Genomic DNA, 24,869 nt, shown 5'->3' with positions numbered 1-24,869 from the left:
GGCCATGGACGATCAGGGTTCCGGACCGCTCAAGAGCATCGCCGATCTGGCGCGTCTGGCGGGCGTGTCCGTGTCCACCGTGTCGCGGGCGCTGACCGGCAAGGGCGCGCTCAACAAGGGCACGCGCGAACGGATTCAGGCGCTGGCCGATCGCCATGGTTTCCGCCTGAACGTCGCCGCACAGAATTTGCGGCTGGGGCGCACCGGCGCGGTCGCCGTTTTGATGCCGCTGGGCCATGCGCGCGGCCAGCAATTGTCCGATCCCTTCTTCCTCACCATGCTTGGCTATCTGGCCGACGCACTCACCGATCGCGGCTATGATATGCTGCTGTCGCGTGTACTACCGGGCCGGGACGACTGGCTCGACACCTTCATCCGTACCGGCCGCACCGATGGCGTCATCGTCATTGGCCAGTCGGATCAGGGCGCGGTGCTCGCCAGCGCTGCCGCAAAATACCGGCCGCTGCTGGTCTGGGGCGAGCAGGCGCCCGGTGACGGTCCCACGACCGTAGGAACGGACAATGTCGCCGGCGGGCGGCTGGCGGCGCAGCATCTGGTCGATCGCGGCCGGCGCAGACTCGCCTTTTTCGGCGATGTCGGCGTGCCCGAATTTGCCGCGCGGCATGCCGGTTTCCTCGCCGGCCTGCCGCCGGAACTGCGCGACGACGTGGCGCTGGTTCCCAGTCCGGTGACGCCTGAAGCGAGCGAGGAGGCCGCGCGCGACTGGTTCGCGGCGGGCAACCGGCCCGACGGCATTTTCGCCGCGTCCGATGTGGTCGCGATGAGCCTGATCGCCGCCGCCGAGCAGCAGGGGCTGCATGTGCCGCGCGACCTGTCGATCGTCGGCTTCGACGATATTCCGCTGGCTCGGCTCGCCCGTCCGCCGCTCACCACCATCCGTCAGGATATAGAAGCGGGCGCGCATCATCTGGTCGACCTGCTGTTCCGCCGGATCGGCGGCGAAGATGCCGGATCGTTCCAGATCGCGCCGGAACTGGTGGTGCGGGAATCGTCCTGAGTTGTTTGCGTCCAAACAACCCCGTTCGGGCTGAGCTTGTCGAAGCTCCGCTCTTCTTCATCACGGGCTTGGAAAAAAGAATAGCCCTTCGACGGGCTCAGGGCGAACGGTTCTTATTTCAGAGGTTTGCGACGATCGCCCTGGCGGCACGGGTCACATCGTCCCAGGTCAGGTCGAACCCGGCATCGTCGCCAAAATAGGGATCGATCACGCTTGTCCCCTCGCGCCCCGGCACCATGTCCATCAGCAGGCGCAACTCTGCCGTGCCGTCCGACGGGCGAATGCGCCGCAGATTTTTGAGATTGTCCGCATCCAGCGCGAACACATGGGTGAAGCGGCGGAAATCCTCCGCCGTCACCTGCCGCCCGGCATAGCCACTGATGTCGATGCCATGGCGCCGCGCCACCGCCTGCGCGCGTGGATCGGGCGGGCTGCCGATATGCCAGTCGCCGGTGCCGGCGGAGTCCACGAGGATATCGAAGCCGGCCTTCTCAGCCTCCGCCCGCAGTGCCGCTTCGGCCAGCGGCGACCGGCAGATATTGCCGAGACAGACGAAGAGGACCGAAGGCGTCGCCATCAGTCCGCTGCCGCCGTCGAGAGGCCCAGCCCCGGCACGCCGATCGACCGCTTGCCCGAAAAATCGGTGCGCGCGACGATGACGCCCAACTTCTCCATATAGTCGATCAGGCGGCGGACGCGGCCCGGCGAACTGGTGCCATAGGCGCGACCCAGCAACGCATCGTCGGGGCAGGGCTGCCCGTCCAGCGCCGCCCGCGCGATCAGCAGGAAGGGGGCCAGCATATCCTCCGGCACCGGCTCGGCGGCGCGGATCGCATCCTGCCAGCGCGGGTCGTCGGCATCGGCCATGCCCGCCTGCGCCATGGCGAAGCGCTTGCGGAAGGCGGGCAGGTCGAGCGGCGATCGCTTCAGCCCCTTCATCCGGCAGCGCACGCCGAAATCCTGATAGAGCGCCGACACGCTGGGCGCGGCATCGCCAAGATCCGCGACGATATCCTCCAGAACGGCGATGACGACCGGCTCATTCTCTCCGAAATCCAGTTCCGGCGCGGCGGGCTTGGCCGACGGCGTATCGGCCAGCGCGCGCATGATATCCTCGGCCGGGCGAACCGGCGGTTCGGGGCGGGGCGGGGGCGGCGGCAGCGCCTCTTCCTCGACCTTGGCGAACAGCATTTCCTGAAAATCGCCGCCGGTCGTCACCGGGGGCGGCATCAGCTTGTGGGTGCCGCCGCGCGTACCGGTCTTCACCGTGCCGATCTTCACCGCCACTGGCCGCCGCGCGATGGCCGGGCCAAGGCCCAGGAACCGTCCGCGCTCCAGATCGCGAATCTGCTCTGCCTGCCGACGCTCCATGCCCAGCAGGTCGGCGGCGCGCGCCATGTCGATATCCAGAAAGGTGCGGCCCATCAGGAAGTTGGACGCTTCGGCCGCGACATTCTTCGCCAGTTTCGCCAGCCGCTGGGTCGCGATCACGCCGGCCAGGCCACGCTTGCGGCCACGGCACATGAGGTTGGTCATGGCGGCCAAACTTAGCCGCCGTGCTTCGTCCGACACATCGCCGGCGGAGACGGGTGCGAACATCTGCGCCTCGTCCACCACCACCAGCGCGGGATACCAATGGTCGCGCGGCGCATCGAACAGGGTGGACAGGAAGGATGCGGCGCATTTCATCTGCGCCTCCAGCTCCAGCGATTCGAGGCTGAGGACGACCGAGGCGCGATGTTCGCGGATGCGCGTCGCCATCTTGACGATCTCGCGCTCATTATAGTCGCCCGCGTCGATCACCACATGGCCATATTGATCGGCCAGCGTCACGAAATCGCCCTCCGGGTCGATCACCACCTGCTGCACCATCGGCGCGCTTTCCTCCAGCAGGCGGCGCAACAGATGCGACTTGCCCGACCCGGAATTGCCCTGAACGAGCAGACGGGTGGCGAGCAATTCCTCGACATCGACCAGCACGTCCTTGCCGTGATGATCGGTTCCTATGCTGATGCTGGCGGTCACGAAGCGTCTTTGGCGCAGGGGGTGGGGGAGTGCAAGCCCATCACGATAGGGGATCGCGGCCATGGCAAGCTGTCATGAACACTGCTCTATCCAAATAGGTATAAAATAAAACAAAATAATATCATGAAGTTATATGCAACTATCAGCCGATATTTGCCGCCCTCCGTCGAGGAAACCGGCTTTGCGCCCATGCTGATGATGGGAGTCATGATACCGCTTCGTAATCCGGCATATATTTGCCAACCCACAAACAGCATCCCGGCCCAGGCCATAATGGAGAGGATCATCATGTCCTGATGATGCCCGGAGGCACCGACATTGTCTAATCTCTCCTTCAAACAGGGCATCCATTCATCCTCCCCTTGACCATCCCATTGTTGCGGTGCAGCATCAGCGCATTATGGAGAGAACAGCACCCGCCACGCCCGCGGCGCAGGCCGCCCCTGCGATCACGCAGAATCCCGATATCCGCTATCTCGGGCGGCTGCTCGGCGACGTCATTCGCGCTTATGGTGGCGAGAAACTCTACAAGCAGACCGAATATATCCGCTCCGCCTCGGTCGACCGGGCGCGCGGATTGCAGGGTGCGGACCTGACCGACACCGGGTTGGATGCGCTGAACCTCGACGACACGCTGAATTTCACCCGTGGTTTCATGCTCTTCTCGATGCTCGCCAATCTGGCTGAGGATCGGCAGGGCGTGGCGGCGGAGCCGGGCGCGGACGTTGCCTCCGCCGTCGAGCGGCTCGCCGCCCATGGGGTCGATCGCGACGCCGTGCTGGACCTGTTGTCGCGCAGTCTGATCGTGCCAGTCCTGACCGCCCACCCGACCGAGGTGCGGCGCAAGAGCATGATCGATCACAAGAATCGCATCGCCGACCTGATGCAGCTCAAGGATGCCGGCCGCACCGAAACCGACGAGGGCGAACAGCTGGACGAAGCGATTTTCCGACAGATCGCTTTGCTGTGGCAGACGCGCCCGTTGCGCCGCGAAAAATTGTTCGTGCAGGACGAAATCGACAATGTCCTGACCTATTTTCGCGACGTCTTCCTGCCGGTGCTGCCCGCGCTTTATGCGCGTTGGGAACGGGTGCTCGGCGCGCGGCCGCACAGCTTCCTGCGCGTGGGCAACTGGATCGGCGGCGACCGCGACGGCAATCCCTTCGTGCAGGCGGACCAGCTGCGCTCGGCGCTGGGGCGCGGCTGCGATGCGGCGCTGGCCTTCTATATGGAGGGTATCCACGGACTGGGCGCCGAACTGTCGCTCTCGACCGAACTGGCCCATGTGCCGCAAGCCGTGCTGGATCTGGCGGAGGCCAGCGGCGACGCGTCGCCCAGCCGGCTGGACGAACCCTATCGCCGGGCGCTGTCGGGCATTTATGCGCGGCTCGCCGCCACCTATGCCGCCTTGGTCGGTAAAGCGCCGCCGCGCCCTTCCGCGCTGAAGGGCAAGGCCTATGCCACGCCGGGCGACCTGCGCCATGATCTGGTCGTCGTCGCGCAGGGGCTGGCGAGCGAGGGCGACGGTGCATTGTCGACCGGCGGCGCGCTCGGCCGGCTGATTCGCGCGGTCGAGACGTTCGGCTTCCATCTCGCCACGCTCGACATGCGCCAGAACAGTGCCGTGCATGAGCGGGTCGTGGCCGAATTGCTGAAGGTCGCGGGGGTGGAGGCCGACTATCTCGCGCTCGACGAATATGCCCGCATCGCGCTGCTGCGGCGGGAACTGGCGAACAACCGGCCGCTGGGCGGGCGCTTCTCCGCTTATTCGGAGGAAACGACGTCGGAACTGGCGATCGTCCATGCTGCGGCGCAGGCGCACCGCACCTATGGGCCGCAGAGCATCACCCATTATATCATTTCCAAGGCCGAAAGCGTGTCGGACCTGCTGGAGGTGAACATCCTGCTCAAGGAAGCCGGCCTGTGGCAGGCGGGCACGGACGGCGCGCCGCCGCAGGCCGCGATCATGGCGATCCCCCTGTTCGAAACCATCGCCGACCTCGAAGCCGCGCCCAGCATCATGACCGCCTATTTCGGCCTGCCCGAAATCGCCGGCGTGGTGAAGGATCGCGGCCATCAGGAAGTGATGATCGGCTACTCCGACAGCAACAAGGATGGCGGCTACATCACCTCCACCTGGAGCCTGTACAAGGCCAGTCAGGCGCTGGAGCCGGTCTTTGCCGAGGCTGGCGCGGCAATGCAGCTGTTCCACGGGCGTGGCGGCGCGGTTGGGCGCGGCGGCGGCTCCGCCTTCAAGGCGATTCAGGCGCAGCCGCGCGGCAGCGTGCAGGGCCGCATTCGCATCACCGAACAGGGCGAGGTGATCGCCGCCAAATTCGGCACGCGCGACGTCGCCATGACCAATTTGGAGGCGATGACCAGCGCGACCCTGCTCGCCAGTCTGGAACCGGAGGGCATTTCCGACCGCGACGCCGCCCGGTTCAGCGCGGCGATGGACGAGCTGTCCAAGAACGCCTTCGCCGCTTATCGCGACCTCGTCTACGGGACGGACGGCTTCAAGGAATTTTTCCGCCAGCTGACTCCGATTCAGGAAATTTCCGGCCTCAAGATCGGCTCACGCCCGGCCAGCCGGACCAAGAGCAACGCGATCGAGGATCTGCGTGCCATCCCCTGGGTATTCAGCTGGGCGCAGGCGCGGGTCATGCTGCCCGGCTGGTATGGCGTGGGGCAGGCGCTGTCCGCGTTCGAGGACAAGGCGCTGCTGGCCGATATGGGGCAGCATTGGTCCTTCCTGCAATCCGCGCTCGCGAATCTGGAAATGGTGCTGGCCAAATCGGACCTCGGCATCGCCGCACGCTATCTGCCGCTGGTCGAGGATCAGGCGGCGGGCGAGGCGATCTTCGGCCGCATCCGCAGCGGCTGGCAACAGGCGCATGACGGGCTGCTGGCCGCGACCGGCCAGTCGCGCTTGCTGGAAAAGAACCCGGCGCTCGACGAATCCATCCGCCTGCGTTTGCCCTATATCGAGCCGCTCAACCTGTTGCAGGTCGAACTGCTGAAACGCCACCGCGCGGGCGAGGATGATGCACGGATCAAGGAAGGCATCGAACTGTCGATCAACGCGATCGCCACGGCGCTGCGGAACAGCGGGTAGGATTTCTCCTGATCACCGTCATCCCAGCGAAGGCTGGCATCCCTCTTTCTTCAACCGCTACGACCGGGCAAAGAAAAGGGAGATCCCAGCCTACGCTGGGATGACGGATGGGGTTCTAAACCAACCCCAATTTCGTCAATTCGCTCATCAGCGCGGGCGGCATCGCGTCGAGATCGTCGGCCTCGCCCCCGTTCAGGTCGGCCGGGGCGTCCTTGTCCTCCAGATAGCGCCAGCCCTGATGCGCGCGCTTGGGCTTGGCGCGCACCGGGATCAGTTTCGGCTCCAGCCTGATCCAGTAGCGGCCCTGTCCCGTCTCTTCGAACCCGATGATCGGGCTGCGCCCCACCAGCATATGGCCGTGAATCCAGAAGAGCGATCCGCCCGCCATCTCCTCCACCCGCTTGGGCAGGTAACGGGTAGTGGTCCGCGCCTCGCCCGCATGGCTTTCCAGCCATGCACGTAGGGTGGCGGGGCTTTCGGCGCCAAAGGCGATCTTGGTCATGTGCAGCGGCATGGGGCTTAGATGGGCGCTGTTATCAGCCGGTCAATCCCGCCGCCGTGGCGAGGCCTAGGAAAGCGAGGAAGCCCATCGAATCTGTGATCATCGTCACGAAGATGGAGGAGGCGACCGCCGGGTCGAGATTGAGCCGGTCGAACGCCAGCGGCACCGCCGCTCCGGCCAGCCCTGCCGTCACGATATTGGTCACCATCGCGGCGGCAATCACCCCGCCCAGCGGCATATTCTGGAAGACGAGCGCGACCCCCAGCCCCAGCACCAGCGCCACAGTCACGCCGTTGAGCAAAGCCACGCGGATTTCGCGAACGATGGTGCGGCGGGCGTTGGACCCGGTGATCTGGTTGGTGGCGAGCGCGCGCACGGTGACGGCCATGGTCTGGCTGCCGGCATTGCCGCCGACCCCTGCGACGATCGGCATCAGCGTGGCGAGCGCCACCATCTTCTGGATCGTCCCTTCGAATATGCCGATGATGGTGGACGCGACCAGCGCGGTGACGAGGTTGGTCAGCAGCCAGCGCACGCGCGCGCGATAGCTGTCCATCACCGGCTCGTTGATGTCGCCTTCGCCCGCACCCGACAGGCGCAAAATATCCTCGCCCGCTTCCTCGGAAATGATGTGGACGACGTCATCGACCGTGATCATGCCGACCAGCCGGCCCGCCGTATCGACCACGGCGGCGGAGATCAGCGCATATTTCTGGAAGCGCAGCGCGACCTCTTCCTGATCCATGTCGACCGGGATCAGCGTCTGTTCGCGCTTCATCAGGTCGGCCATGGATATGCCGCGCGGGCAGGTGAGTATCCAGCTGAGCTGGCAATAGCCGATCGGCCGATGCGCCGCGTCAACGACGTAGATTTCCCAGAAATCGCGGGTCAGGTCGGCATTGTCGCGCAGATAGTCGATCACCTGACCGACCGTCATATGTTCGGGCACCGCGACCAGATCGCGCTGCATCAGGCGACCGGCGGATTCTTCCGGGTAGGAGAGGGCGGATTCGATCGCGGCGCGATCTTCCGGCTCCATCGCCTCCAGCACGGCCTGCTGGTCGGCTTCCTCCATATCCTCGATGATGGCGACGGCGTCGTCGGTATCGAGTTCGGCGGCGAACTCCGCGACCTGCTCAGGCGCCAGCGCCCCGATCAGGTCGTCGCGGACATAATCATTGAGTTCGGACAGAACTTCCGCGCCGACCAGATCGCCCAGCGCGGCGGCGACATCGGCGCGCTGCTCCGACGGCGTCAGTTCCAGAAGGTCGGCAATGTCGGCGGGGTGCAGCGGCGATACCAGGTCGCGCGCCGTCTCGCTGTCGCCGTCCTCCACCGCGTCCAGCACGGCGGACAGAAATTCAGGCTTCAGCCGGTCATCCTCGTCCAGGCCCGTCTCGGCCTGTTCCAGGATGATGTCTTCGTCAGTTTCGTCCCCATGCAACAGGGGGTCGGCTGGATCGCCGCGCTCGCTCATGGCGCCCCCTACTGTCCGGTTCCTGTAACATTGGGCTGCTTTCGCTTATGCACCATCGAATTGCAATGGGGATCGGGCCGGTTGCGCGGCTTCTCCACAAGAAACTTCCATCCCCTTTTGAAGCCTCTATATGGGGGCATCACTCCTTCAACCACGAGAGGTAGCCTCATGGCCGACGAAACGCTTACATTCACCCTCGACAGCGGCGGCGACGTCGTCATCAAGCTGCGCCCCGACCTCGCCCCCGGCCATGTCGAGCGCATCACGACGCTGGCCAAGGACGGCTTTTATGACGGTGTGGTCTTCCACCGCGTCATCGCCGGCTTCATGGCGCAGGGCGGCGATCCGACCGGCACCGGCATGGGCGGATCGAAGCTGCCCGACATCAAGGCCGAATTCAGCCGCGAACCCCATGTCCGCGGCGTCTGCTCGATGGCCCGTTCGTCCAACCCGAACAGCGCCAACAGCCAGTTCTTCATCTGCTTCGACGACGCCACCTTCCTCGACGGCCAGTACACCGTCTGGGGTGAAGTGACGTCGGGCATGGAGCATGTCGACGCCCTGCCCAAGGGCGAGCCGCCGCGCACGCCGGGCAAGATCGTCAAGGCGACCGTCGCTTAAAGCGTTTTCTAAGCAGGTGGAATCACCTGCTGACTCGGAAAACGCGGTAAGCCGAAAATTTAGAGCAGCCGGGCCGATGCAATCGGATCGGAAACTGCTCTAAAGCACGGCCTGAACGGACAGCAAAAGGGCGCCCGGTTGCATGACCGGGCGCCCTTTTTTGTATGAAGCGGTTTGGCGAGCCAATAATCCCATTTTGTGGCTCGCTTTATTCCATCGTCATGCTGAACTTGTTTAGCTGCGCTGGCCTGCGGCTCAGCATCCATCTTTCCCCCGAGACGAAAAGGGCATGGAGGCGCAATGGATCCTGAACCAGGTTCAGGATGACGTGGCGCTTGATGGGCCCCCTGCGTGAATGGGGGCTACGGCTTTTTCGCCATGCCGTCCGTCATCGAAATGGCATGGGCCGGCGCTGCAGCCTGCGCGTCCGGGGAGGGGACATAGGCGCCGATCGACTCGATATGCCAGCGTCGCTGTTCCGCCTTGTCCTCCGGCGCATCCTCGACCCGGCGCAGCAGCACCTGCCGCAGCACATGCCAGGGCTTGCCGTTGGCGGCGATGCGGCCATAGACCTGCACCGGTACGGTGACATGGCTCGCGGTTCCTTCCGGTTCCGTCACTGGCTCGGATGGCGCGCCGATATTGGCATGAATCTCGCTGAAGCCCCGAAAGCGTGCCGCGAAATGCGCGTCATCCTGCGATCCGATCGCGCCGCTCTGGTCCCACAGATCCTGCGCGTCGACAAAGCGCTTTTCCTCCAGCAGGCCATAATAGCCCTGCACCACCTGCGCCGCGCCCTGCGCGCTGTCGGGGGTAATGGAGCCTTCCACGATCGGTTCGGGGTCGATCGGCAGGCCGCCGGGCGTGCCCGGCTCGGGCGGGTTCAGCGGCTCCATCAGGGCCATGGCTTCGGCCCGGACATTATTGCCCAGTTGCGCCGCGTTGGCGCCATTGGCCAGATTGTCGATCGCGCTCTCCTCCCGCCCGTCGCAGGCCGCGACGAGCAGGAGGGGCAGCAGAAACATGGTCGTCTTATAGGCCCGCATCAGTCAGGACGTACCCGGCCCGCCGGCTCGCGTCCACCGCCTGATCGCGCCGGGCTGTTCCAGCTGCGCTGCGGGCGCGGCTGGCTCATCTGCGGGCGGCTGGGTCGGGGCTGCGGGCGCGCCTGCGGCTGGCGCAGACCCGGCTGCGGCGTGGGACGCGCGCCGTCCCGGCGTCCGTCATTGCCGCGCCAGCGGTTGCGGTCGCCGCCCTGGCCCGGATTGCGGTCGCGGTTCCAGTTGCGGTCGCGCGCCCAGTCGCCGGGGCTGCGGTCGCGGCCCACATTTCCGTCGAAGTTGCCGGTGCCTTGTGGCGGGCGCGGCGGTCGTGTCCAGTTGCCCGGCCGGCCATCGCGATCCCTGTCCCGCCAGTTGCCGTCGCGGTCCCGATCCCGCCAGCGGTCATCACCGCGGCGGTCGCCCCGGCGGCCTTCCCAATAGCGGCGCTGGCCATCATTCCAGCGGTGGCGCCGGCCGCCGCGGTCATAGACATAATAGCCGCTGCCCGGATAATAATAATTGTCGTACCAGCCGCCATAGAGGCCGGGCTGATAATAGCCCGACGGCCCATAATAGCCGTCGCCATAATAGCCACCGCCGCCATAATAGCCGCTGCCCACGTTCACGCCGCCATAGCCATAACCGTCGTCATAGGCGCAACCGCCCAATGCCAGCGCGCCCGCCAGCCCGATCACAGCCAGAAACCGATGTCGGATGCCCGTCATCGCCTTTCTCCTCATCTTCATCTTCTGTCAGGCGTAACGCGGCCCGCTTGAATTGGTTGTGAATGGATTAGCCTTTCTTCGCCAGCGTTTATCGCAGGTTCAGAAAAACCGGCTTTTGTTCATCCGGGTGACAGAAAGCGTGTTCTTTCCGTCACATAATCGCCTTTTGCTGCTCTTTTCGGAATCGTTCAGGAAACCTTCCGTCCGGGCCGGCGATTATCCCCCCTGTCGACAGCAGCCGCTTTGAGCGCTCGCATCGGCCCGGCGGGTCCACACCGCCGCATAAAATCCACAACAGAAAAAGGGTCATACCCATGAAGACACTGCTTTTTTCGGCAGCCGCCGCCGCGTTCCTGTTCCCTGCCGCTGCCATGGCCCAGGACGATGCCGGTTCCTCCACCCGTCGCATCGAACCCTATGTCGGCGTGATGGGCGGCGTGCATAATTTCGACAGCGAAACCGGTAAGGAAGGCATTCCGCCCGTCGGCTATAAGGGCCGCATGGTCGAAGGCGTCGCCGGCGTGAATTACAATGTCGCCGGCCCCATCGTCGTCGGCGTCGAAGGCACCGCGTCCAAGGGCGTGTCGGGCGATATCGACTGGGAATATGGCGTGGCGGGCCGCGCCGGCGTGAAGGCGGGCAAGGACAGCCTGATCTTCGGCAAGGTCGGCTATAAGTGGGTCAATTTCGACGCGCTTGGTCCCGACAGCCCCGACTTCCATGGCACCACCTATGGCGCCGGCGTCGAATTGTCGCCCGCCGACATGGGCGGATCGGCCCAGAGCAGCAACATCCGCCTGCGCGTCCAGGCCGACACGATGGGCAATTTCCGCTCAATCCGCCCGATGGCGGGTGTCGTCGCGAAATTCTGATCGAGCATAGTTGAACGGGGCGGGTCCGCGCGATCCGCTCCGTCCTACGGTCAACCTCCTGTTCCTCTTGATGCAGGAGTTTGGGGTGCGGAACGGTTTTTAGGACTGCAACCGTTCCGCATTCCCCCGATTTTGCGCGGGATGGGCGTCTGAAAACGACCAGTTTTTGTCGTTTAGGAAGCAACGCCTTCTACCGGAAACCGGAACGTCTGGCTTTCACGCCGAACTGTCGATGTGGCGTCCAGTTTGTCGATGCTCTTCGCCCATTCAATGAATTGCGGAATTGCCTGCTGTTCGATTACTGTCCTTGCTTCCTTGGCGCCGCTTGAAGGAACTGCCCGACAACAAACCCAAAACAATTCATGCTCTGCCAGCTTAACAAAACCATTTGGCATGAAACTCGCTTCGAATACAAAATCTCCCCTGTCCCATCGCGTGAGTTGAACTGGGATAAGGATGCCGCTCGCTTCGACCGCAGCGGAAAGGATGGATGGACGAAGTGGATAGCTTCGACCCTTGGGTAGCTTTTCGGTCCGAGATTCCATGGGGCGCAATCTGGCACGACGAATGTCTGCTATCTACCCCTGTTAAACCGAAACCCGACAGTCCGCCACCCACCCCTTTTCGTCATTCCCGCGAAGGCGGGAACCCATCTCCTGACCTTGCGTGAGGTACAACGCTGGGGAGATGGATCCCCGCCTTCGCGGGGATGACGATTGGAATAGGGGCGTTCGCCACTTGTCACCACAAACTCACCCCAGCGCGTTCACCCGCTCGGCCACCACCCGCAGGTCATCCACGAACCGTGCCTGCTCCGCCGCCTGCCTCTCCGCATCGGGCAGACGCAACAAATAGCTGGGATGCACCGTCACCCATCCCTCCGCGCCGTCCTCCAGCGCGATCGCCGCACCCCGCGCGCGGCCGATCGTCACCGCCTTGCCCAGCATCGCCCGCGCCGCGCTGGCGCCCAGCGCGACGATGATGCGCGGCCGGATGAGGTCGATCTCCTGCCCCAGCCACCAGCGGCACGCCTCGATCTCGCCCGCGTCGGGCGACTGGTGCAACCGCCGCTTGCCTTGCCGCTCAAATTTGAAATGCTTGACCGCGTTGGTGACATAGGCGCGGGACCGGTCCACCCCCGCCTGCGCCAGCGCACGGTCCAGCAACTGACCCGCCGGCCCGACGAAGGGCCGACCCGCCAGATCCTCCTGATCGCCCGGCTGCTCGCCGATCAGCATGAGCGACGCGTCCAGTGGCCCTTCGCCAAACACCATCTGCGTCGCATCGCGGTGGAGCGGACAGCGGGTGCAGCCCATCGCCTTGCCCCGGATCGTCGCCCAGACGGTCGCGACATCACCCTGCCTTTTCGGGGCTTTCTCCGGCAATGGCGCAGTCGCGATCATCGCCGCTTCCCGCGCCTGCGCCCCGGCGATCAGGTCCGGAATCAGCGCGGCTTCGGGCAGGTTGCGCCAATATTTTTTCGGCATTTCGGACAGCATCGCCCCGGTCTTGAGCCGCGCCGGGTTGAAGATCGCGGCATAATAGCCCTTCCATAGTGCCTCGACCGGATCGCCGTCGGGCGCATCGCCCCGCTGCGCGCCCGGCCCTTGCGTCAATGTTGCGCCATCCCAATGGATGCTGATCTCCGGCGTCAGGATCGACCAGCGCATCGCGGCGAAGCGGCGGATGAAGAAGCCGGCATTGGCGCGGACGATATGATGCTCCGGCTCGAACCAGGCGACGAAGCGTTCGCCCTGCGCATCCGCCATTTCGCGGAAGCGCACGAAGGCGCGCATCTTGTGGATATCGCGGCGCACCGCCTTGGCCAGCATGTCCACCCGGCGCAGCAGCGGATCGGCCTTGTCCTCCATCAGCCCCGGCCGCGCGCGCAACCGGCATAGCAGCGCATAAAGCAAGGCAAAGCGCGCCGGTTCGCTATGGAGGATCGCCTTCTCGGCCAGATCGACAAAAGCGCGCGGCACGGCAAAGCCCGCACCGGGCCGCTCGGCCGGCAGCGGCGTATCGCCGAACAGGTCGACGCTGTGCTCGCCGACCTGCCACACGATATCCGCCGGATCGACGCCCGCCAGCGCCAGCTGCCGCGCCGCCGCGCGCCAGCCGTCGAAATCGTCCGGTGCGGTCAGCGCAATGCGGTACATCTGGCCCCGTCACGCACCGGCGGGCGGATCAATCCTCGGCCTGCGCCCGCTCCAGTTCGGCCGGCTTGCGCCTGGCGAACAGCTTGCCCAGCCGCTCTTCCTCGGCTGCCGACAGCGCCTTGGCGGCGTCGGGGAACATCTCTTCCTCTTCCTCGTCGATATGATGGAGATAGCGCTTCTTCATTTCGGCGAATTTCTTCCGCCACGCCTCGCCGTTGAATTTCAGGTCGGCCAGTTCCTCCAGATAATCGTCGATTTCCTTGTGTTCCGACACGCTGTGCTGTGCATCCTCGCGCAGGTCCGGCTGCGCCAGCATGGTCGCGTAGAGCGACTCCTCTTCCGCCGCAGCATGGGCAGACACTTCGACAGTGAATTGCTCGAACAGCTTTTCCAGCCGGTCCTCGTCCTTCTCGCGCTCGGCCTCCGCCATTTTGGCGAACAGCTGGCGATGGGCGTCGTGATCCTGTTTCAGGCGGTCGAAAATAGTAGCGTCGGCCATGGATGTTCCTCCTCGTGCGAGAAGGAAGAACGACGGCCGCGGCAATTGGCTCCGGCCGCGGCAATTGGCTCCGAAGGATCAGCCGAACAGGAAGCGGAAGATGATCGCCACAGGAATCCACAGCAGCGCACCGAGGATGCTGGCGCCCCAGAGCTGCAACACGTCGCGGCGGAAGCGCAGCGCCATGCCGCCTTGCGACAGGCCGCCCTGTTCCAGCATCTGCCAGCGCCGTTCCAGCCCGCGCGCGGCGATGCCATAGCCGCCGATGGCGACGATGATGCCAAGGTGCAGGACGAGCGAGCCGCCCATCTTGGCGACGATGAAGATCTGGGCAAGGCAGAAGACGACCAGGGCAGCAGCCAGATGCGAGCTGATGCGCTTGGCGAAACCTCTACCCTGCGCGCGATTGCCGATTGCGGTCGCCAAGACCCCATTCTCCTTTTGTGACCCTGGCGACAGAATTTCATGTGTAGCGCGCGCGATCAATAGAAAAATGGGGCCAAAATTACAGTGATGTGAACAAATCCAGCTGTTTCGCGGGCGGCGCGAGACGGGCGCGCAGGTCGGCCCGGTCGGTCAGCGCCACCGGCCGCCAGTCCGCCGTGACGAGGAACGGCCGCAATTTCCTGATCGACGTCGTCAGCCGCGCGACGTCCTCCAGCCGCAATCGCCGATGGCGACGGCTCATCAGGATGCGATCCACCGCCTTCACGCCCAGCCCCGGCACCCGCAGCAGGGCCTCGCGCGGCGCCCGGTTCACATCCACCGGGAAAGCAGCGCGATGGTTGAGCGCCCAGGCGAGCTTCGGATCGATGTCCAGCGGCAGGCAGCCCGTCGTCGCATCGGTCGCCGCCGCAATCTCTCGCGCATCATAGCCGTAGAAGCGGATCATCCAGTCCGACTGATACAGCCGATGCTCCCGCATTAGCGGCGGGCGCTTGAGCGGCAGCACCGCGCTGGGCGAGGGGATAGGCGAAAAGGCGCTATAATAGACTCGGCGCAATTTATGCCGGTCATAGAGGCTGCTGGCCTTCGCGATGATCGCCCGATCGTCGGCGGCGTCAGCGCCCACGATCATCTGCGTCGACTGACCGGCGGGCGCGAAACGCGGCGCGCTCTTATATTTGCGCCGTGCATCATGGCCGTCCTCGATGCCATTGCGCAGCTGCCCCATCGCCCCTTCGATCCGCTTGCCGTCCTTTTCCGGAGCCAGCCGTTGCAGGCCCGTTTCGGTCGGCAATTCAACGTTGATGGACAACCGGTCCGCATAAAGTCCTGCCAGCCGCAGCAATTCCGGGTCGGCATCGGGGATCGTCTTCAAATGGATATAGCCGCGAAAATCATGATCCTCGCGCAGCGATCGGGCGACCTCGACCATCTGCTCCATCGTATAATCGGACGACGCGATGATCCCCGACGAGAGGAATAGCCCCTCGATATAATTGCGGCGATAGAAGTTGAGCGTCAGCTCCACCACCTCCTGTGCGGTAAAGCGCGCGCGCCGCACATCGCTCGACCGGCGGTTGATGCAATAATGGCAATCGAAAATGCAGCTGTTGGTCAGCAATATCTTCAGCAGCGATATGCAGCGGCCATCGGGCGCATAGGCATGGCATATGCCCATCCCCTCGGTCGATCCGATGCCCTTGCCGTCGCGGCTGTCCCGCTTGGCCGTGCCGGACGACGCGCAGGAGGCATCATATTTGGCCGCATCGGCCAATATCTCTAACTTCTGACGGGTGGATAACTGCGCCATTCGTTCCTGATATGTTCGATATGGCCACCTGTCCACAATCTCGATCAAGAACTGCACCAAGGGACAGGAGCAACCATATCCCTCTCAGGGTTGCGGAGACTTGGCAGCTTGCTGCTTTAGTCGAAGCTGGGTGAGGGGGAAGGGAGGTTGCATTGATGCACGGGTTTCGCGTTAATCCCCCTCATCCAACTCCGCCTAGCCGCTATGCGGCAAGGCTACATATCCTTCTCCCCCAAGGGAGAAGGACTGTCCGTCTTCCCCCCAGCCCTTGCCATCGCCACCCCGCCCCGCCATCACCCGCGTCATGACATGGCAATTCTGGATCGACCGCGGCGGCACCTTTACCGATGTGGTGGCGCGCGCGCCCGACGGGCAACTGCACACCGCCAAATTGCTGTCGAGCGATCCGGAACGCTATGCCGACGCGGCGGTGGAGGCGGTGCGCCGCCTGACCGGCGCGGGTGACGGACCGATTCCGCCCTGCATCCTGCGCATCGGCACCACCATCGCCACCAACGCCCTGCTGGAGCGCAAGGGCGAACCGGTGCTGCTGGCGATCACGCGTGGCTATCGCGACGCCATCCGCATCGGCACGCAGGAGCGGCCGGACCTGTTCGCGCGGCAGATCATCCTGCCAGATCCGCTCCATGCCGATGTCATCGAAATCGACGAGCGGCTGATGGCCGATGGCAGCGTCCGCACCGCGCTGGACGAAACTGCTGCCCGCGCCGCGCTGCAATCCGCCTATGATAAGGGCCTGCGCGCCGTCGCGATCGTGCTGATGCACAGCTATCTCCACCCCGCCCATGAACAGGCGCTAGTGCGCATCGCCGCCGATATCGGCTTCACCCAGATCAGCGCCAGCCATGATGTCGCCCCGCTCATCAAACTGATCGGGCGCGGCGATACGACCCTGGCCGACGCCTATCTCTCGCCTGTCCTGCGGACCTATGTCGACGGCCTGCGCACCGCGCTGGGCGAAGAGGCCGACATGCTGTTCATGCAGTCGAGCGGCGGCCTGACCGACGGCGCGCTGTTTCGCGGCAAGGACGCGGTGCTGTCCGGCCCGGCCGGCGGCATCGTCGGCCTCGCCCGCACGGCGGAGCAGGCGGGATTCGGCGAAGTCATCGGCTTCGACATGGGCGGCACCTCCACCGACGTGTCCCATTATGCCGGTGCTTACGAGCGCGACAATGAAGCCCGCGTGGCCGGCGTCCGCCTGCGCGCGCCGATGATGCGCATCCACACCATCGCGGCGGGCGGCGGCTCCATCTGTTCCTTCGTGGACGGCCGGTTCCGCGTCGGCCCGGAAAGCGCCGGTGCGGTGCCCGGACCCGCCTGCTACCGGCGCGGCGGCCCGCTCACCATCACCGACTGCAACGTCATGCTGGGCAAGATCCAGCCCACCCATTTCCCCAGCCTGTTCGGCCCGAATGGCGACCAGCCGCTCGACGCGCAAGCGGTGGAGGCCCGCTTCGCCACCCTCTGCGCGCAGGTGGAGGCGGACACCGGCCGCACCATGACCCCGCGCGAAGCGGCACAGGGCTTTATCGCCGTCGCCGTCGCCAGCATGGCCAATGCGATCAAGCGCATCTCCGTCGCGCGCGGGCATGATGTGGCGCGCTACACGCTGGCCAGCTTCGGCGGGGCAGGGGGACAACATGCCTGTCTGGTCGCGGACGCGCTTGGCATGGACCGGGTGATGATTCATCCGCTGGGCGGCGTGCTGTCCGCTTATGGCATGGGGCTGGCCGATCGCCGCGCCGTGCGCGAACGCACGCTCGCCCTGCCGCTGGGTGACGCAGCGCTCGACGCCGCCCTCGCCAGCCTTGCCGCCGACGCCCGCGCCGACCTGCCGCAGGCCGACCGAATCGAAACGCTGTTGCGCCTGCGCTATGACGGCACCGATAGCCTGTTCGATGTGCCTCTGTCCGACACGGAAACGATGCAGGCCGACTTTCTCGCCCAGCATCAGGCCCGCTTCGGCTTTGCCGGCAAGGGGGCGATCCTGATCGACATGGCCCGCGTCGAAGCGATCGCGTCCACGCAGGAGGCGATGGACGGCATCGTGGCTATCGCCGCGCAGGGCGCCGCGCCCATCGCCCATGTCGATTATGCCGGTACGACTGCCCCCGTCCACGACCGCGGCACCCTCTCTGCCGATAGCATCGTGGATGGCCCCGCGCTCATCATCGACCCCGTCTCCACCACGGCGGTCGAACCCGGCTGGCGCGCGCAGCTCGACGGGCATGGCAATCTCATCCTCACCCGCCACATCCCCCGCGCCCGACCTGAAAGCGCTGATGCCACTACCGTCGATCCGGTCCGGCTGGAGGTGATGGGCGGTCTGTTCATGGCGATCGCGGAGGAAATGGGCGCCGCGCTCCAGCATAGCGCCTCCTCGGTCAATATCCGCGAGCGGCTCGATTTCTCCTGCGCGCTGTTCGACGCGGCGGGCAATCTGGTCGCCAATGCGCCGCACATGCCCGTGCATCTGGGCAGCATGGGCGACAGCATCCGCACCATCATGCGTCGTCGCGATATAGGCGCGGACGGACAGCCGATCGATGGGCGCGGCATGCTGCCGGGCGACGTCTATGCGCTCAACGCCCCCTATGATGGCGGCACCCATCTGCCTGACGTCACGGTGGTGATGCCGGTCTTCGTCGGCGACACCGCAGCGCCCGCTTTCTACGTCGCGGCGCGGGGCCATCATGCCGATATCGGTGGCATCACCCCCGGCTCCATGCCGCCCGGCAGCACCAGCGTCGAGGAGGAAGGCATCGTCCTCGACAATCTGCTGCTGGTCGATCAGGGCGCGTTTCGCGAAGCCGCCATCCGCGACCTGCTCGGCTCCGGCCCATGGCCCGCCCGAAATATCGACCAGAATATCGCCGACCTCTCCGCCCAGATCGCCGCCTGTGCCAAGGGGGCGAGCGAACTGCGCCGCATCAGCAATAGTTACGGTTACGAAACGATATCGGCCTATATGGGCCATGTGCAGGATCAGGCCGAAGCCGCCGTCCGTCGCCTGATCGATCGCCTGACCGACGGGCATTTCCGCTATGCGATGGATAGCGGATCGGCTGTCCAACTCGCTGTCCATGTCGATCGCGCCGCCCGTGCCGCGACTATCGACTTCAGCGGCACAGCGGATCAATTGCCCAATAATTTCAATGCCCCCGTCTCGGTCGTGCGCGCCGCCGTCCTTTATGTCGTGCGTACCCTGATCGACGAAGCCGTGCCGATGAATGACGGTTGCCTCAAACCCATCACGATCCTTGTCCCCGAAGGCTCGATGCTGCGCCCGCGCTTCCCCGCCGCCGTGGTCGCGGGCAATGTTGAAACCAGCCAGGTCGTGACCGACGCCCTGTTCGGCGCGCTGGGCGTCATGGCCGGCGCGCAGGGGACGATGAACAATTTCACCTTCGGTAACGACCGCCACCAATATTATGAGACGATCGCCGGCGGGGCCGGCGCCGGCCCGGATTTCGACGGCGCGTCGGTGGTGCAGACGCATATGACCAACAGTCGCCTGACCGATCCCGAAATCCTCGAAACCCGCTTCCCGGTGCTGCTGGAGGAATTTTCCGTCCGGGCCGGATCGGGCGGGCAGGGGCGGCACCGTGGCGGCGACGGCGCGCTGCGCCGCATCCGCTTCCTGGAGGATATGACCGCCGGCATCCTCTCCAACCGCCGCATCGTACCGCCCTTCGGCCTTGATGGCGGCGCGCCCGGCGCGCTTGGCCGCAACAGCGTGGAGCGCGCCGATGGCAGCATCGAACCGCTCGGCCCCACCGCCACGGTGCACCTTTCCGCGGGTGACGCCTTCGTCATCGAAACGCCCGGCGGCGGCGGCTTTGGCGCTTGATCCCGATCCGGGTCTGACCGCTTGACAAGCGCCCCTTAGAGGTCTGTTCTGTTGTCGGGGGAGTGGGGCATGACGCCGGACTCAGCGACGCAGATCAGATGGGGTGTGGGGGCCGCGCTGCTGGCTGTGGCGGTCGTCGCCATCCTTGCGCTCGTGCCCGATCCCTTTTTTCGCCAGCGGGCAATCGCCACCACGCTGGACGATGTGGAGGGCGTGTCGCCGGGTGTGCAGGTCTATTTCCGGGGCGCCCCGGTCGGCGCCGTCCGCTCCGTTGATCTCAACCGCCGGAACCGCACCTTCGCCGTCGAAATGGGTATCGACCGTAACTGGCAGCCGTCCGCCTGTTCCTTCGCCACCGTCGCTTCCGCCAATCCGCTCACCGCGCCGCGCATCGAACTGGTGGCGCTGGAGACCGCCGCCGCGCAATGCCCCGCCGCCCGCCGCGCTTATGGCTGCGATCCGGTGCCGGCCGGGCGCGACGGAGCGATGCTGACCGGCTGCCGCCGCCCGGCCGACCTGTTCGAAACCGCCGCGCTCGCCATCGGCGAAGCGGCCAATGTCGCCCGCACCGCCAACGCCATGGCCCAGAGACTCTCCGGCCTGTTGCAGGGCGACGGCACCGGCAGCGCGGTCGACATGGCACAGGTCGCCCGCAATGCGACCCAGACGCTCGCCGCGCTCAACAGCCTCAGCACGCAGCTCGACCGCAGCTTCACGCCCGGCCGTGGCGACATTGCCGTCACCCTCTCCCATGTCCGGCAGGCGAGTGGCCGCGCGTCGGAAATCGACGTCGCGGCGCTCAACGGCATCCTGCGCGAAACCCGCGCGCTGGTGGCGCAGAATCAGGCCAGCATCGCCGGCCTGCTGGCCGAAGGAAAGAGCAGCGCCGGCGAAGTGCGCACCATATTGGAGGGGGCGTCCGCCTCGCTGGTGGCGACCAGCGCCAATCTGGAGCGCACCAGCAACAGCCTCGGTACGCTCAGCGAGCGGCTGGCCGGCGATCCCACTTTCGCGATCCGGGGCCAGCGCTACGCCGATCCGCCCCCGCCGGGAGGCCAGAAATGAAGCCCATTGCCCTCATGCTCCTGGCCGCCCTGTCCGCTTGTGCCGCGCTCAAGGCTGGCGACACGCCCGTCATCCTGCGCCTTTCCCCGGTCTTCGCCCCCGGCCAGCCCATCGCCAGCCCCAGCTTCACCGTCGCTCCGGTGCAGGCGCGCGGCCTGTCGGGCGGGTTGCGCTATGCCTATGTCGATGCTGCCGCGCCCGGAGAAATCCGGCAGGCCGCCACCTATTTCTGGGAAGAGCCGCCGGCCGACAGCCTCGCCCGTGCGCTGGTCGCGGGCCTGCGTACCCGCTTCGCCAGTGTGACCGGCCCGTCGCTGCCACTGGCCGCCGAACGCCGCGTCGTGGCGACGCTCGACCGGTTCGAGGAAGTGAGCGCCCCCACCGGCGCACAGGCCGTCATCGCCTTCGACGTCACGCAGGTCGCACAAGGCAAGGCGATCTGGGCCGGCCGCTACTGCGCGACCCGGCCGATCGCTGCTGCTGCCGGTACCGCCCGCGCCGCCGCCTTCCAGGGTGCGATCGAACAGGCGGTCGTTGCCTTCGTTCAGGATGTCGCGGCCGGCACCGTCACCGCCGCGTCCTGCTGAACCAGCCGGCCTCGGTCCAGCCGATAGACCCGCTCACACAGCCGCCCGGCCAGTGCCGCATCCTGCGTCAGCAGCAATAGCGCGCGGCCTTGCGGCACGATCCGCCGCCGCACCTGCGCCTCCAGCCTGTCGCCGCGCGCGAAGGCGCCCTCGAACGGTTCGTCCAATATCAGCAGTTCGGGATCGCGCACGAAGGCACGGGCCAGTTCCGCCCGCCGCCGCTCCCCCACCGACAGCGCATCGGTCCGCGTCGCCGCCACCTGCTCCAGCCCGAACTCCAGCAGCAGCCGGTCGATCCGCCGTGCCGTCGTCCCGCCGCCCGTCCCGATCGCCAGCCGCATATTCTCCTCGACGCTCAGGTCGCCCAGCAGCGACCCGCCCTGCATCGCCACGCCGCAGCGCGCCCGTAACAACCGCCGCGCCGCCGGCCCGGCCTCGTCCAGCGCTACCCCCATCAGTCGCACCGTGCCGCTGCCGGGCGACGCCAGCCCGATCGCCAGCTTCAGCAACCAGCTTTTCCCCGTCCCGCTGTCCGCCAGGATAGCGACCCGCTCGCTCGACCCGATGGTCAAATCCACCCGGTCGAGCAGCCGCGTTTCCCCCAGGATCAGGCTCACCGCTTCGAACGCCAGCAGCGTATTCACAGCAACGCCGTCCACAGCGCCGCCGCGCTGAATATCCCCAGCAATCCGGCGGTGAAGGCGGTGGTCGCGCGCCGACCGATATCGGCGGGCGACCGCACCGGCCTTGCCCCCACCGCGCTGCCCACGCCAAAGGCGATCAGGGCATAGAGCAGCAGCTTGGCCATGCCGGTCAGCATCGCCTGCGCCGCATCATGGGAGAAAGCGAAACCGCTCCACAGCGCCCAGCCGACATTGGCGATCATCGCCAGCGGCAGCGCGCAGCCGAGGATCGCGGCGATCCCGCCCAGCACCATGTGGATCGGCGCGGACAGCAGCACCGCGACCAGCGCCGGTCCCAGCGCATGGGCGACCGGATCGCGTCCCAGCGCCTCCAGCGCGTCGATCTCCCGGTTGAGCGCCATCGCGCCCAGCCGCGACGACAGCGCCACCGTCACGCTGCCGCAAGCGAACAAGCCGACCAGCAGCGGCACGATGTCGCGCAGAAGGATATCCGCCAGCGCGCTCAGCACCGGAATCTGCGCATTATAGAGCGCCAGCAGCCGTGCCGCGCCAATGCCCGCGATGACTCCCGCCAGCGCGGCGAGCGGCAGCAGGGTGCGCAGCGGCCGCCAGACATGCAGCGGCAGCCCGTCCGCCAGTTGCTGTCGCGCCAGCGCATCGCCGGCGATGATGCGCCGGCCCATGCCCATGCCCGCCTGCGCTGTCAGCCAGGCCCCCGCACCGATCGCGGCCAGCAGCTTGGCCCAGCCGTTCAGCGCGACCATGGCGCCAGACCGATCGCGCCGTCCGCTTCGATCAGGATGGCGCGCCCATCGTCGACTGCCGCCGGGACGAGCAGCAGGTCCGCGCGCGCCATATGCCCCGCCATCGCGCCGGCATGGATGCTGTCGGCTCCGCGCAGCAGTGTCGCCGCCTGTGTCGCTTCGCGGCCGGGCAGGGGATCGAAGATCGCCTGCACATGGGCGGATAGGATCAGTTGCACCAACTGCCCCCGATCCTGCAACGCGATCATCAGCGCGCGCGACCAGTCATCAGACAGGTCGCCGGCAAAGACTGGTGCCCGGTCGGGATAATGGACGCCGAGCGCGGCGATCAGCGCGGCGGGATCGGGCACGCCGCCGGCATCACCCGGCCGCAGCGCCACGGTCAGCGTGCGCAAGGCCCGCTGACCGGACGCGCTCAGCAACCGCGCCATGATCCGCACCTGCTCCCGATCCAGATCCTTGATCGCCTCGCTGAGGTCATCATAAGGCACGATATCGGGATGCAATTTCCGGGCATCGTCGCGCACCGGGGCATAGGTCCAGCCCTGCACCAGCTTCGCCGCCATCCAGCGGTCATGTTCGGCCCGCGACAATTGCTCCAGTTCGTCCGCCGTCAGGCTGAGCGACGGCCCGCTGCCCTCGACCAGCCGCGCACCGATATCGCGCAACTTCAACTGATAACAGTCTGCGACCAGCCGGTTATCGTCGCGAAAGCTTTCGGGCAGATCCTCCCACTCCTGCATCGACGCCCGCGCGCCGATCCGCTCGCCCTCGGCAAAGCGCCCTTCCAGGTAGAAATCATGGATCGACCGCGCCAGCGCATCATGCCGGTCCTGCAACAGCATGTCGGGATCGGCCAGGTCGACCAGGCTCCCGAACGGGAATATGCCCGCCCCGATGCGATGGTCATGGTCGCCTGCCATCCGCACATGGATCGGTGGTGCGGGCAGGGCGGCGGCGCGATAGCGGGCATCGACCGCCAGCGCCACCGCCAGCGTGCGGTCGTCGTGATGCAGGTCGATCAGGATCGCGACCGGTTCGCCATGCTGCGCGACATGGACGTCGATCAGGCCCGCCATCCCCGCCGGATCGGGCCGCGCCTCCACAAAGCGCAGCGGCGACAGGCGGTCCGCGCCGGGATTGCGCGCGCGAAAGGCCGCCTCACCCTGCGCGGCATCGGCCATATGGATCGTAAAGCCCGGCTTGCCGCCGTCGCGATAATGACCGCCTGCCAGCGTTCGCAGCACATAGCGCTCGATCAGCGGGGTGAAGCCGATCACCAGCACGCCTCGGTTCGCTTGTCCGTCGCGGGTGAAGGCGTCGATCGGCCGGGCCAGCGCCAGATGCCGCGCGGCAATGTCGGGCAGCGCCGCCAGCCGCACCCGCGCGGTGCGCCGGTCGCCATGGTCGAATCGCTGCTCGACGCTGCGCCGCAGGTCCAGGTCATCGACGCGCAGGATGATGTCGATCGGGTCGCCCGCCGGCCGCACGGCGGCGGCCTGCGCCAGCAGGGCGGAGGCCAGCGCAATATTACCGCGCGCCTCGTTCGACAGCAGCAGCGCCGCCCGCGCCTTGTCCAGCGCCAGCGCGGCGGCGCTCTCCTCCGCCACGTCTTGCTGAACCTCCGCCGCGCCGGCCTCCAGCGCGTCGCTGATCCACAGGCTCCGCCGGTCCTGCGGCCACAGCAGCACGCGCCGTCCGTCCGTCAGCGCGCCCTGCGCCGCCTGCGCCGCCAGTCCGCCGCTCTCGTCGCCGGCGATCACCAGATGCTCGCCCCGCGCCCGGATCAGCGCCAGCCGTAGCGGATTGCGCAACTGTTCCCAGGCCAACGCTGCGGCCGACCAGAAAGTCAGCAGTGGCAGCGCCCAGCGCGCGATGTTCAGCACCACCGGCAGGTCGCGTCCCTCCAGCACCTGCGGAAAGCTGCCGACGATCAGGCGCAGCGCGCGCAGCCCGTCCTGCATCACGGTCGTGGGCAGCCGCGCCTCGGCATAGGCCTGGGCAAAGCCCCAGGTGCCGAGCAGGAAGGCGATCGCCATCGCGCCGAAGCGCACGACCGGGGCCACCGGCGGCAGGCGTAGCCCTGTCCCGCGAGCCTGTCGTCCCTTATGGCCCCGGCCGCCCAT

Annotated in this window: 22 protein-coding genes; 7 read left to right on the top strand and 15 right to left on the bottom strand. The window is 66.3% G+C overall.

Translation table 11 applies throughout. From position 1 onward, the window contains the following. Positions 1-4: 4 nt before the first annotated feature. Positions 5-1,018 (top strand): substrate-binding domain-containing protein, encoded by a 1,014-nt coding sequence (locus RQH62_RS10780; RefSeq protein ID WP_311268754.1) that lies wholly within the window; start codon positions 5-7, stop codon positions 1,016-1,018. A 118-nt stretch (positions 1,019-1,136) separates the two neighbouring features. Here RQH62_RS10780 and RQH62_RS10775 read toward each other — a convergent pair whose 3' ends face one another. From RQH62_RS10775 to RQH62_RS10765, 3 genes are all read right to left on the bottom strand, one after another. Beyond that, on the bottom strand, positions 1,137-1,595 hold the full coding sequence (locus RQH62_RS10775; RefSeq protein WP_311268753.1) for a low molecular weight protein-tyrosine-phosphatase: 459 nt from the start codon (positions 1,593-1,595) through the stop codon (positions 1,137-1,139). Further along, a complete protein-coding gene (locus RQH62_RS10770) occupies positions 1,595-3,043 on the bottom strand; it encodes a helicase HerA domain-containing protein (protein WP_311268752.1) in 1,449 nt (482 codons plus the stop codon). The genes RQH62_RS10775 and RQH62_RS10770 overlap by 1 nt, the downstream gene beginning before the upstream one ends. Before the next feature lie 86 nt (positions 3,044-3,129). Continuing rightward, the gene (locus RQH62_RS10765; protein ID WP_311268751.1) at positions 3,130-3,390 is read right to left on the bottom strand and encodes a hypothetical protein; all 261 of its coding nucleotides are present in this window, start codon (positions 3,388-3,390) and stop codon (positions 3,130-3,132) included. A gap of 53 nt (positions 3,391-3,443) precedes the next feature. Here RQH62_RS10765 and ppc point away from each other — a divergent pair, with 53 nt between their 5' ends. Continuing rightward, positions 3,444-6,158 carry a phosphoenolpyruvate carboxylase gene (gene ppc / locus RQH62_RS10760; protein ID WP_311268750.1) on the top strand — a complete coding sequence of 905 codons (2,715 nt, stop codon included), beginning with the start codon at positions 3,444-3,446 and terminating at the stop codon, positions 6,156-6,158. 115 nt (positions 6,159-6,273) lie between these two features. Here the strand turns inward: ppc and RQH62_RS10755 are convergent, their stop codons facing one another. Together RQH62_RS10755 and mgtE are read right to left on the bottom strand one after the other, a co-directional pair. After that, on the bottom strand, positions 6,274-6,672 hold the full coding sequence (locus RQH62_RS10755; protein WP_311268749.1) for a DUF1489 domain-containing protein: 399 nt from the start codon (positions 6,670-6,672) through the stop codon (positions 6,274-6,276). A gap of 22 nt (positions 6,673-6,694) precedes the next feature. Continuing rightward, positions 6,695-8,137: a magnesium transporter gene (gene mgtE / locus RQH62_RS10750; RefSeq protein WP_311268748.1), complete on the bottom strand. Its 1,443-nt coding sequence runs from the start codon at positions 8,135-8,137 to the stop codon at positions 6,695-6,697. Positions 8,138-8,305: 168 nt separating this feature from the next. On the opposite strand from mgtE, the gene RQH62_RS10745 reads away from it, so the two are divergent. Continuing rightward, entirely contained in the window at positions 8,306-8,758 is a 453-nt protein-coding gene (locus RQH62_RS10745; RefSeq protein ID WP_311268747.1) for a peptidylprolyl isomerase, read from the top strand. A 362-nt stretch (positions 8,759-9,120) separates the two neighbouring features. Here RQH62_RS10745 and RQH62_RS10740 read toward each other — a convergent pair whose 3' ends face one another. Continuing rightward, positions 9,121-9,804, bottom strand: coding sequence for a hypothetical protein (locus RQH62_RS10740; RefSeq protein WP_311268746.1), 684 nt, complete (start codon positions 9,802-9,804; stop codon positions 9,121-9,123). After that, a complete protein-coding gene (locus RQH62_RS10735) occupies positions 9,804-10,526 on the bottom strand; it encodes a peptidase (protein WP_311268745.1) in 723 nt (240 codons plus the stop codon). Before RQH62_RS10735 ends, RQH62_RS10740 begins: the two co-directional genes overlap by 1 nt. Positions 10,527-10,840: 314 nt before the next feature. Here RQH62_RS10735 and RQH62_RS10730 point away from each other — a divergent pair, with 314 nt between their 5' ends. Then, positions 10,841-11,398 carry an outer membrane beta-barrel protein gene (locus tag RQH62_RS10730; protein WP_311268744.1) on the top strand — a complete coding sequence of 186 codons (558 nt, stop codon included), beginning with the start codon at positions 10,841-10,843 and terminating at the stop codon, positions 11,396-11,398. A gap of 173 nt (positions 11,399-11,571) precedes the next feature. On the opposite strand, the gene RQH62_RS10725 is transcribed toward RQH62_RS10730, so the two are convergent. The 5 genes from RQH62_RS10725 to RQH62_RS10705 all read right to left on the bottom strand — a co-directional run bounded on the left by RQH62_RS10725 (position 11,572) and on the right by RQH62_RS10705 (position 15,812). Next, positions 11,572-11,943: a hypothetical protein gene (locus tag RQH62_RS10725; RefSeq protein WP_311268743.1), complete on the bottom strand. Its 372-nt coding sequence runs from the start codon at positions 11,941-11,943 to the stop codon at positions 11,572-11,574. Between the two features lie 207 nt (positions 11,944-12,150). Next, a complete protein-coding gene (locus RQH62_RS10720; protein WP_311268742.1) occupies positions 12,151-13,557 on the bottom strand; it encodes a UdgX family uracil-DNA binding protein in 1,407 nt (468 codons plus the stop codon). A 28-nt stretch (positions 13,558-13,585) separates the two neighbouring features. Then, on the bottom strand, positions 13,586-14,056 hold the full coding sequence (locus RQH62_RS10715) for a hemerythrin domain-containing protein (RefSeq protein ID WP_311268741.1): 471 nt from the start codon (positions 14,054-14,056) through the stop codon (positions 13,586-13,588). Positions 14,057-14,134: 78 nt separating this feature from the next. After that, positions 14,135-14,482, bottom strand: a complete 348-nt coding sequence (locus RQH62_RS10710) for a hypothetical protein (protein ID WP_311268740.1) — start codon at positions 14,480-14,482, stop codon at positions 14,135-14,137. 79 nt (positions 14,483-14,561) lie between these two features. Continuing rightward, on the bottom strand, positions 14,562-15,812 hold the full coding sequence (locus RQH62_RS10705; RefSeq protein ID WP_311268739.1) for a putative DNA modification/repair radical SAM protein: 1,251 nt from the start codon (positions 15,810-15,812) through the stop codon (positions 14,562-14,564). 304 nt (positions 15,813-16,116) lie between these two features. Here RQH62_RS10705 and RQH62_RS10700 point away from each other — a divergent pair, with 304 nt between their 5' ends. The 3 genes from RQH62_RS10700 to RQH62_RS10690 all read left to right on the top strand — a co-directional run bounded on the left by RQH62_RS10700 (position 16,117) and on the right by RQH62_RS10690 (position 21,335). Continuing rightward, the gene (locus tag RQH62_RS10700; protein WP_311268738.1) at positions 16,117-19,683 is read left to right on the top strand and encodes a hydantoinase B/oxoprolinase family protein; all 3,567 of its coding nucleotides are present in this window, start codon (positions 16,117-16,119) and stop codon (positions 19,681-19,683) included. A gap of 69 nt (positions 19,684-19,752) precedes the next feature. Then, positions 19,753-20,748, top strand: a complete 996-nt coding sequence (locus RQH62_RS10695; RefSeq protein ID WP_311268737.1) for an MlaD family protein — start codon at positions 19,753-19,755, stop codon at positions 20,746-20,748. Next, positions 20,745-21,335 carry an ABC-type transport auxiliary lipoprotein family protein gene (locus RQH62_RS10690; protein ID WP_311268736.1) on the top strand — a complete coding sequence of 197 codons (591 nt, stop codon included), beginning with the start codon at positions 20,745-20,747 and terminating at the stop codon, positions 21,333-21,335. Before RQH62_RS10695 ends, RQH62_RS10690 begins: the two co-directional genes overlap by 4 nt. Here the strand turns inward: RQH62_RS10690 and RQH62_RS10685 are convergent. The 3 genes from RQH62_RS10685 to RQH62_RS10675 are packed head-to-tail and all read right to left on the bottom strand — an operon-like array spanning position 21,293 to position 24,869. Beyond that, on the bottom strand, positions 21,293-21,994 hold the full coding sequence (locus RQH62_RS10685; protein WP_311268735.1) for an ATP-binding cassette domain-containing protein: 702 nt from the start codon (positions 21,992-21,994) through the stop codon (positions 21,293-21,295). The genes RQH62_RS10690 and RQH62_RS10685 overlap by 43 nt on opposite strands. Next, complete coding sequence (locus RQH62_RS10680; RefSeq protein WP_311268734.1) at positions 21,976-22,743, bottom strand: ABC transporter permease; 768 nt, start codon at positions 22,741-22,743, stop codon at positions 21,976-21,978. The genes RQH62_RS10685 and RQH62_RS10680 overlap by 19 nt, the downstream gene beginning before the upstream one ends. Further along, positions 22,731-24,869, bottom strand: coding sequence for a RyR domain-containing protein (locus RQH62_RS10675; protein WP_311268733.1), 2,139 nt, complete (start codon positions 24,867-24,869; stop codon positions 22,731-22,733). The genes RQH62_RS10680 and RQH62_RS10675 overlap by 13 nt, the downstream gene beginning before the upstream one ends.

This window comes from Sphingobium sp. WCS2017Hpa-17 (assembly GCF_031843765.1).
Taxonomy (GTDB): Bacteria; Pseudomonadota; Alphaproteobacteria; order Sphingomonadales; family Sphingomonadaceae; genus Sphingobium.
The sequence above is the reverse complement of the archived record's forward strand: the minus strand, read 5'-3'. Positions and strand labels throughout refer to the sequence as shown.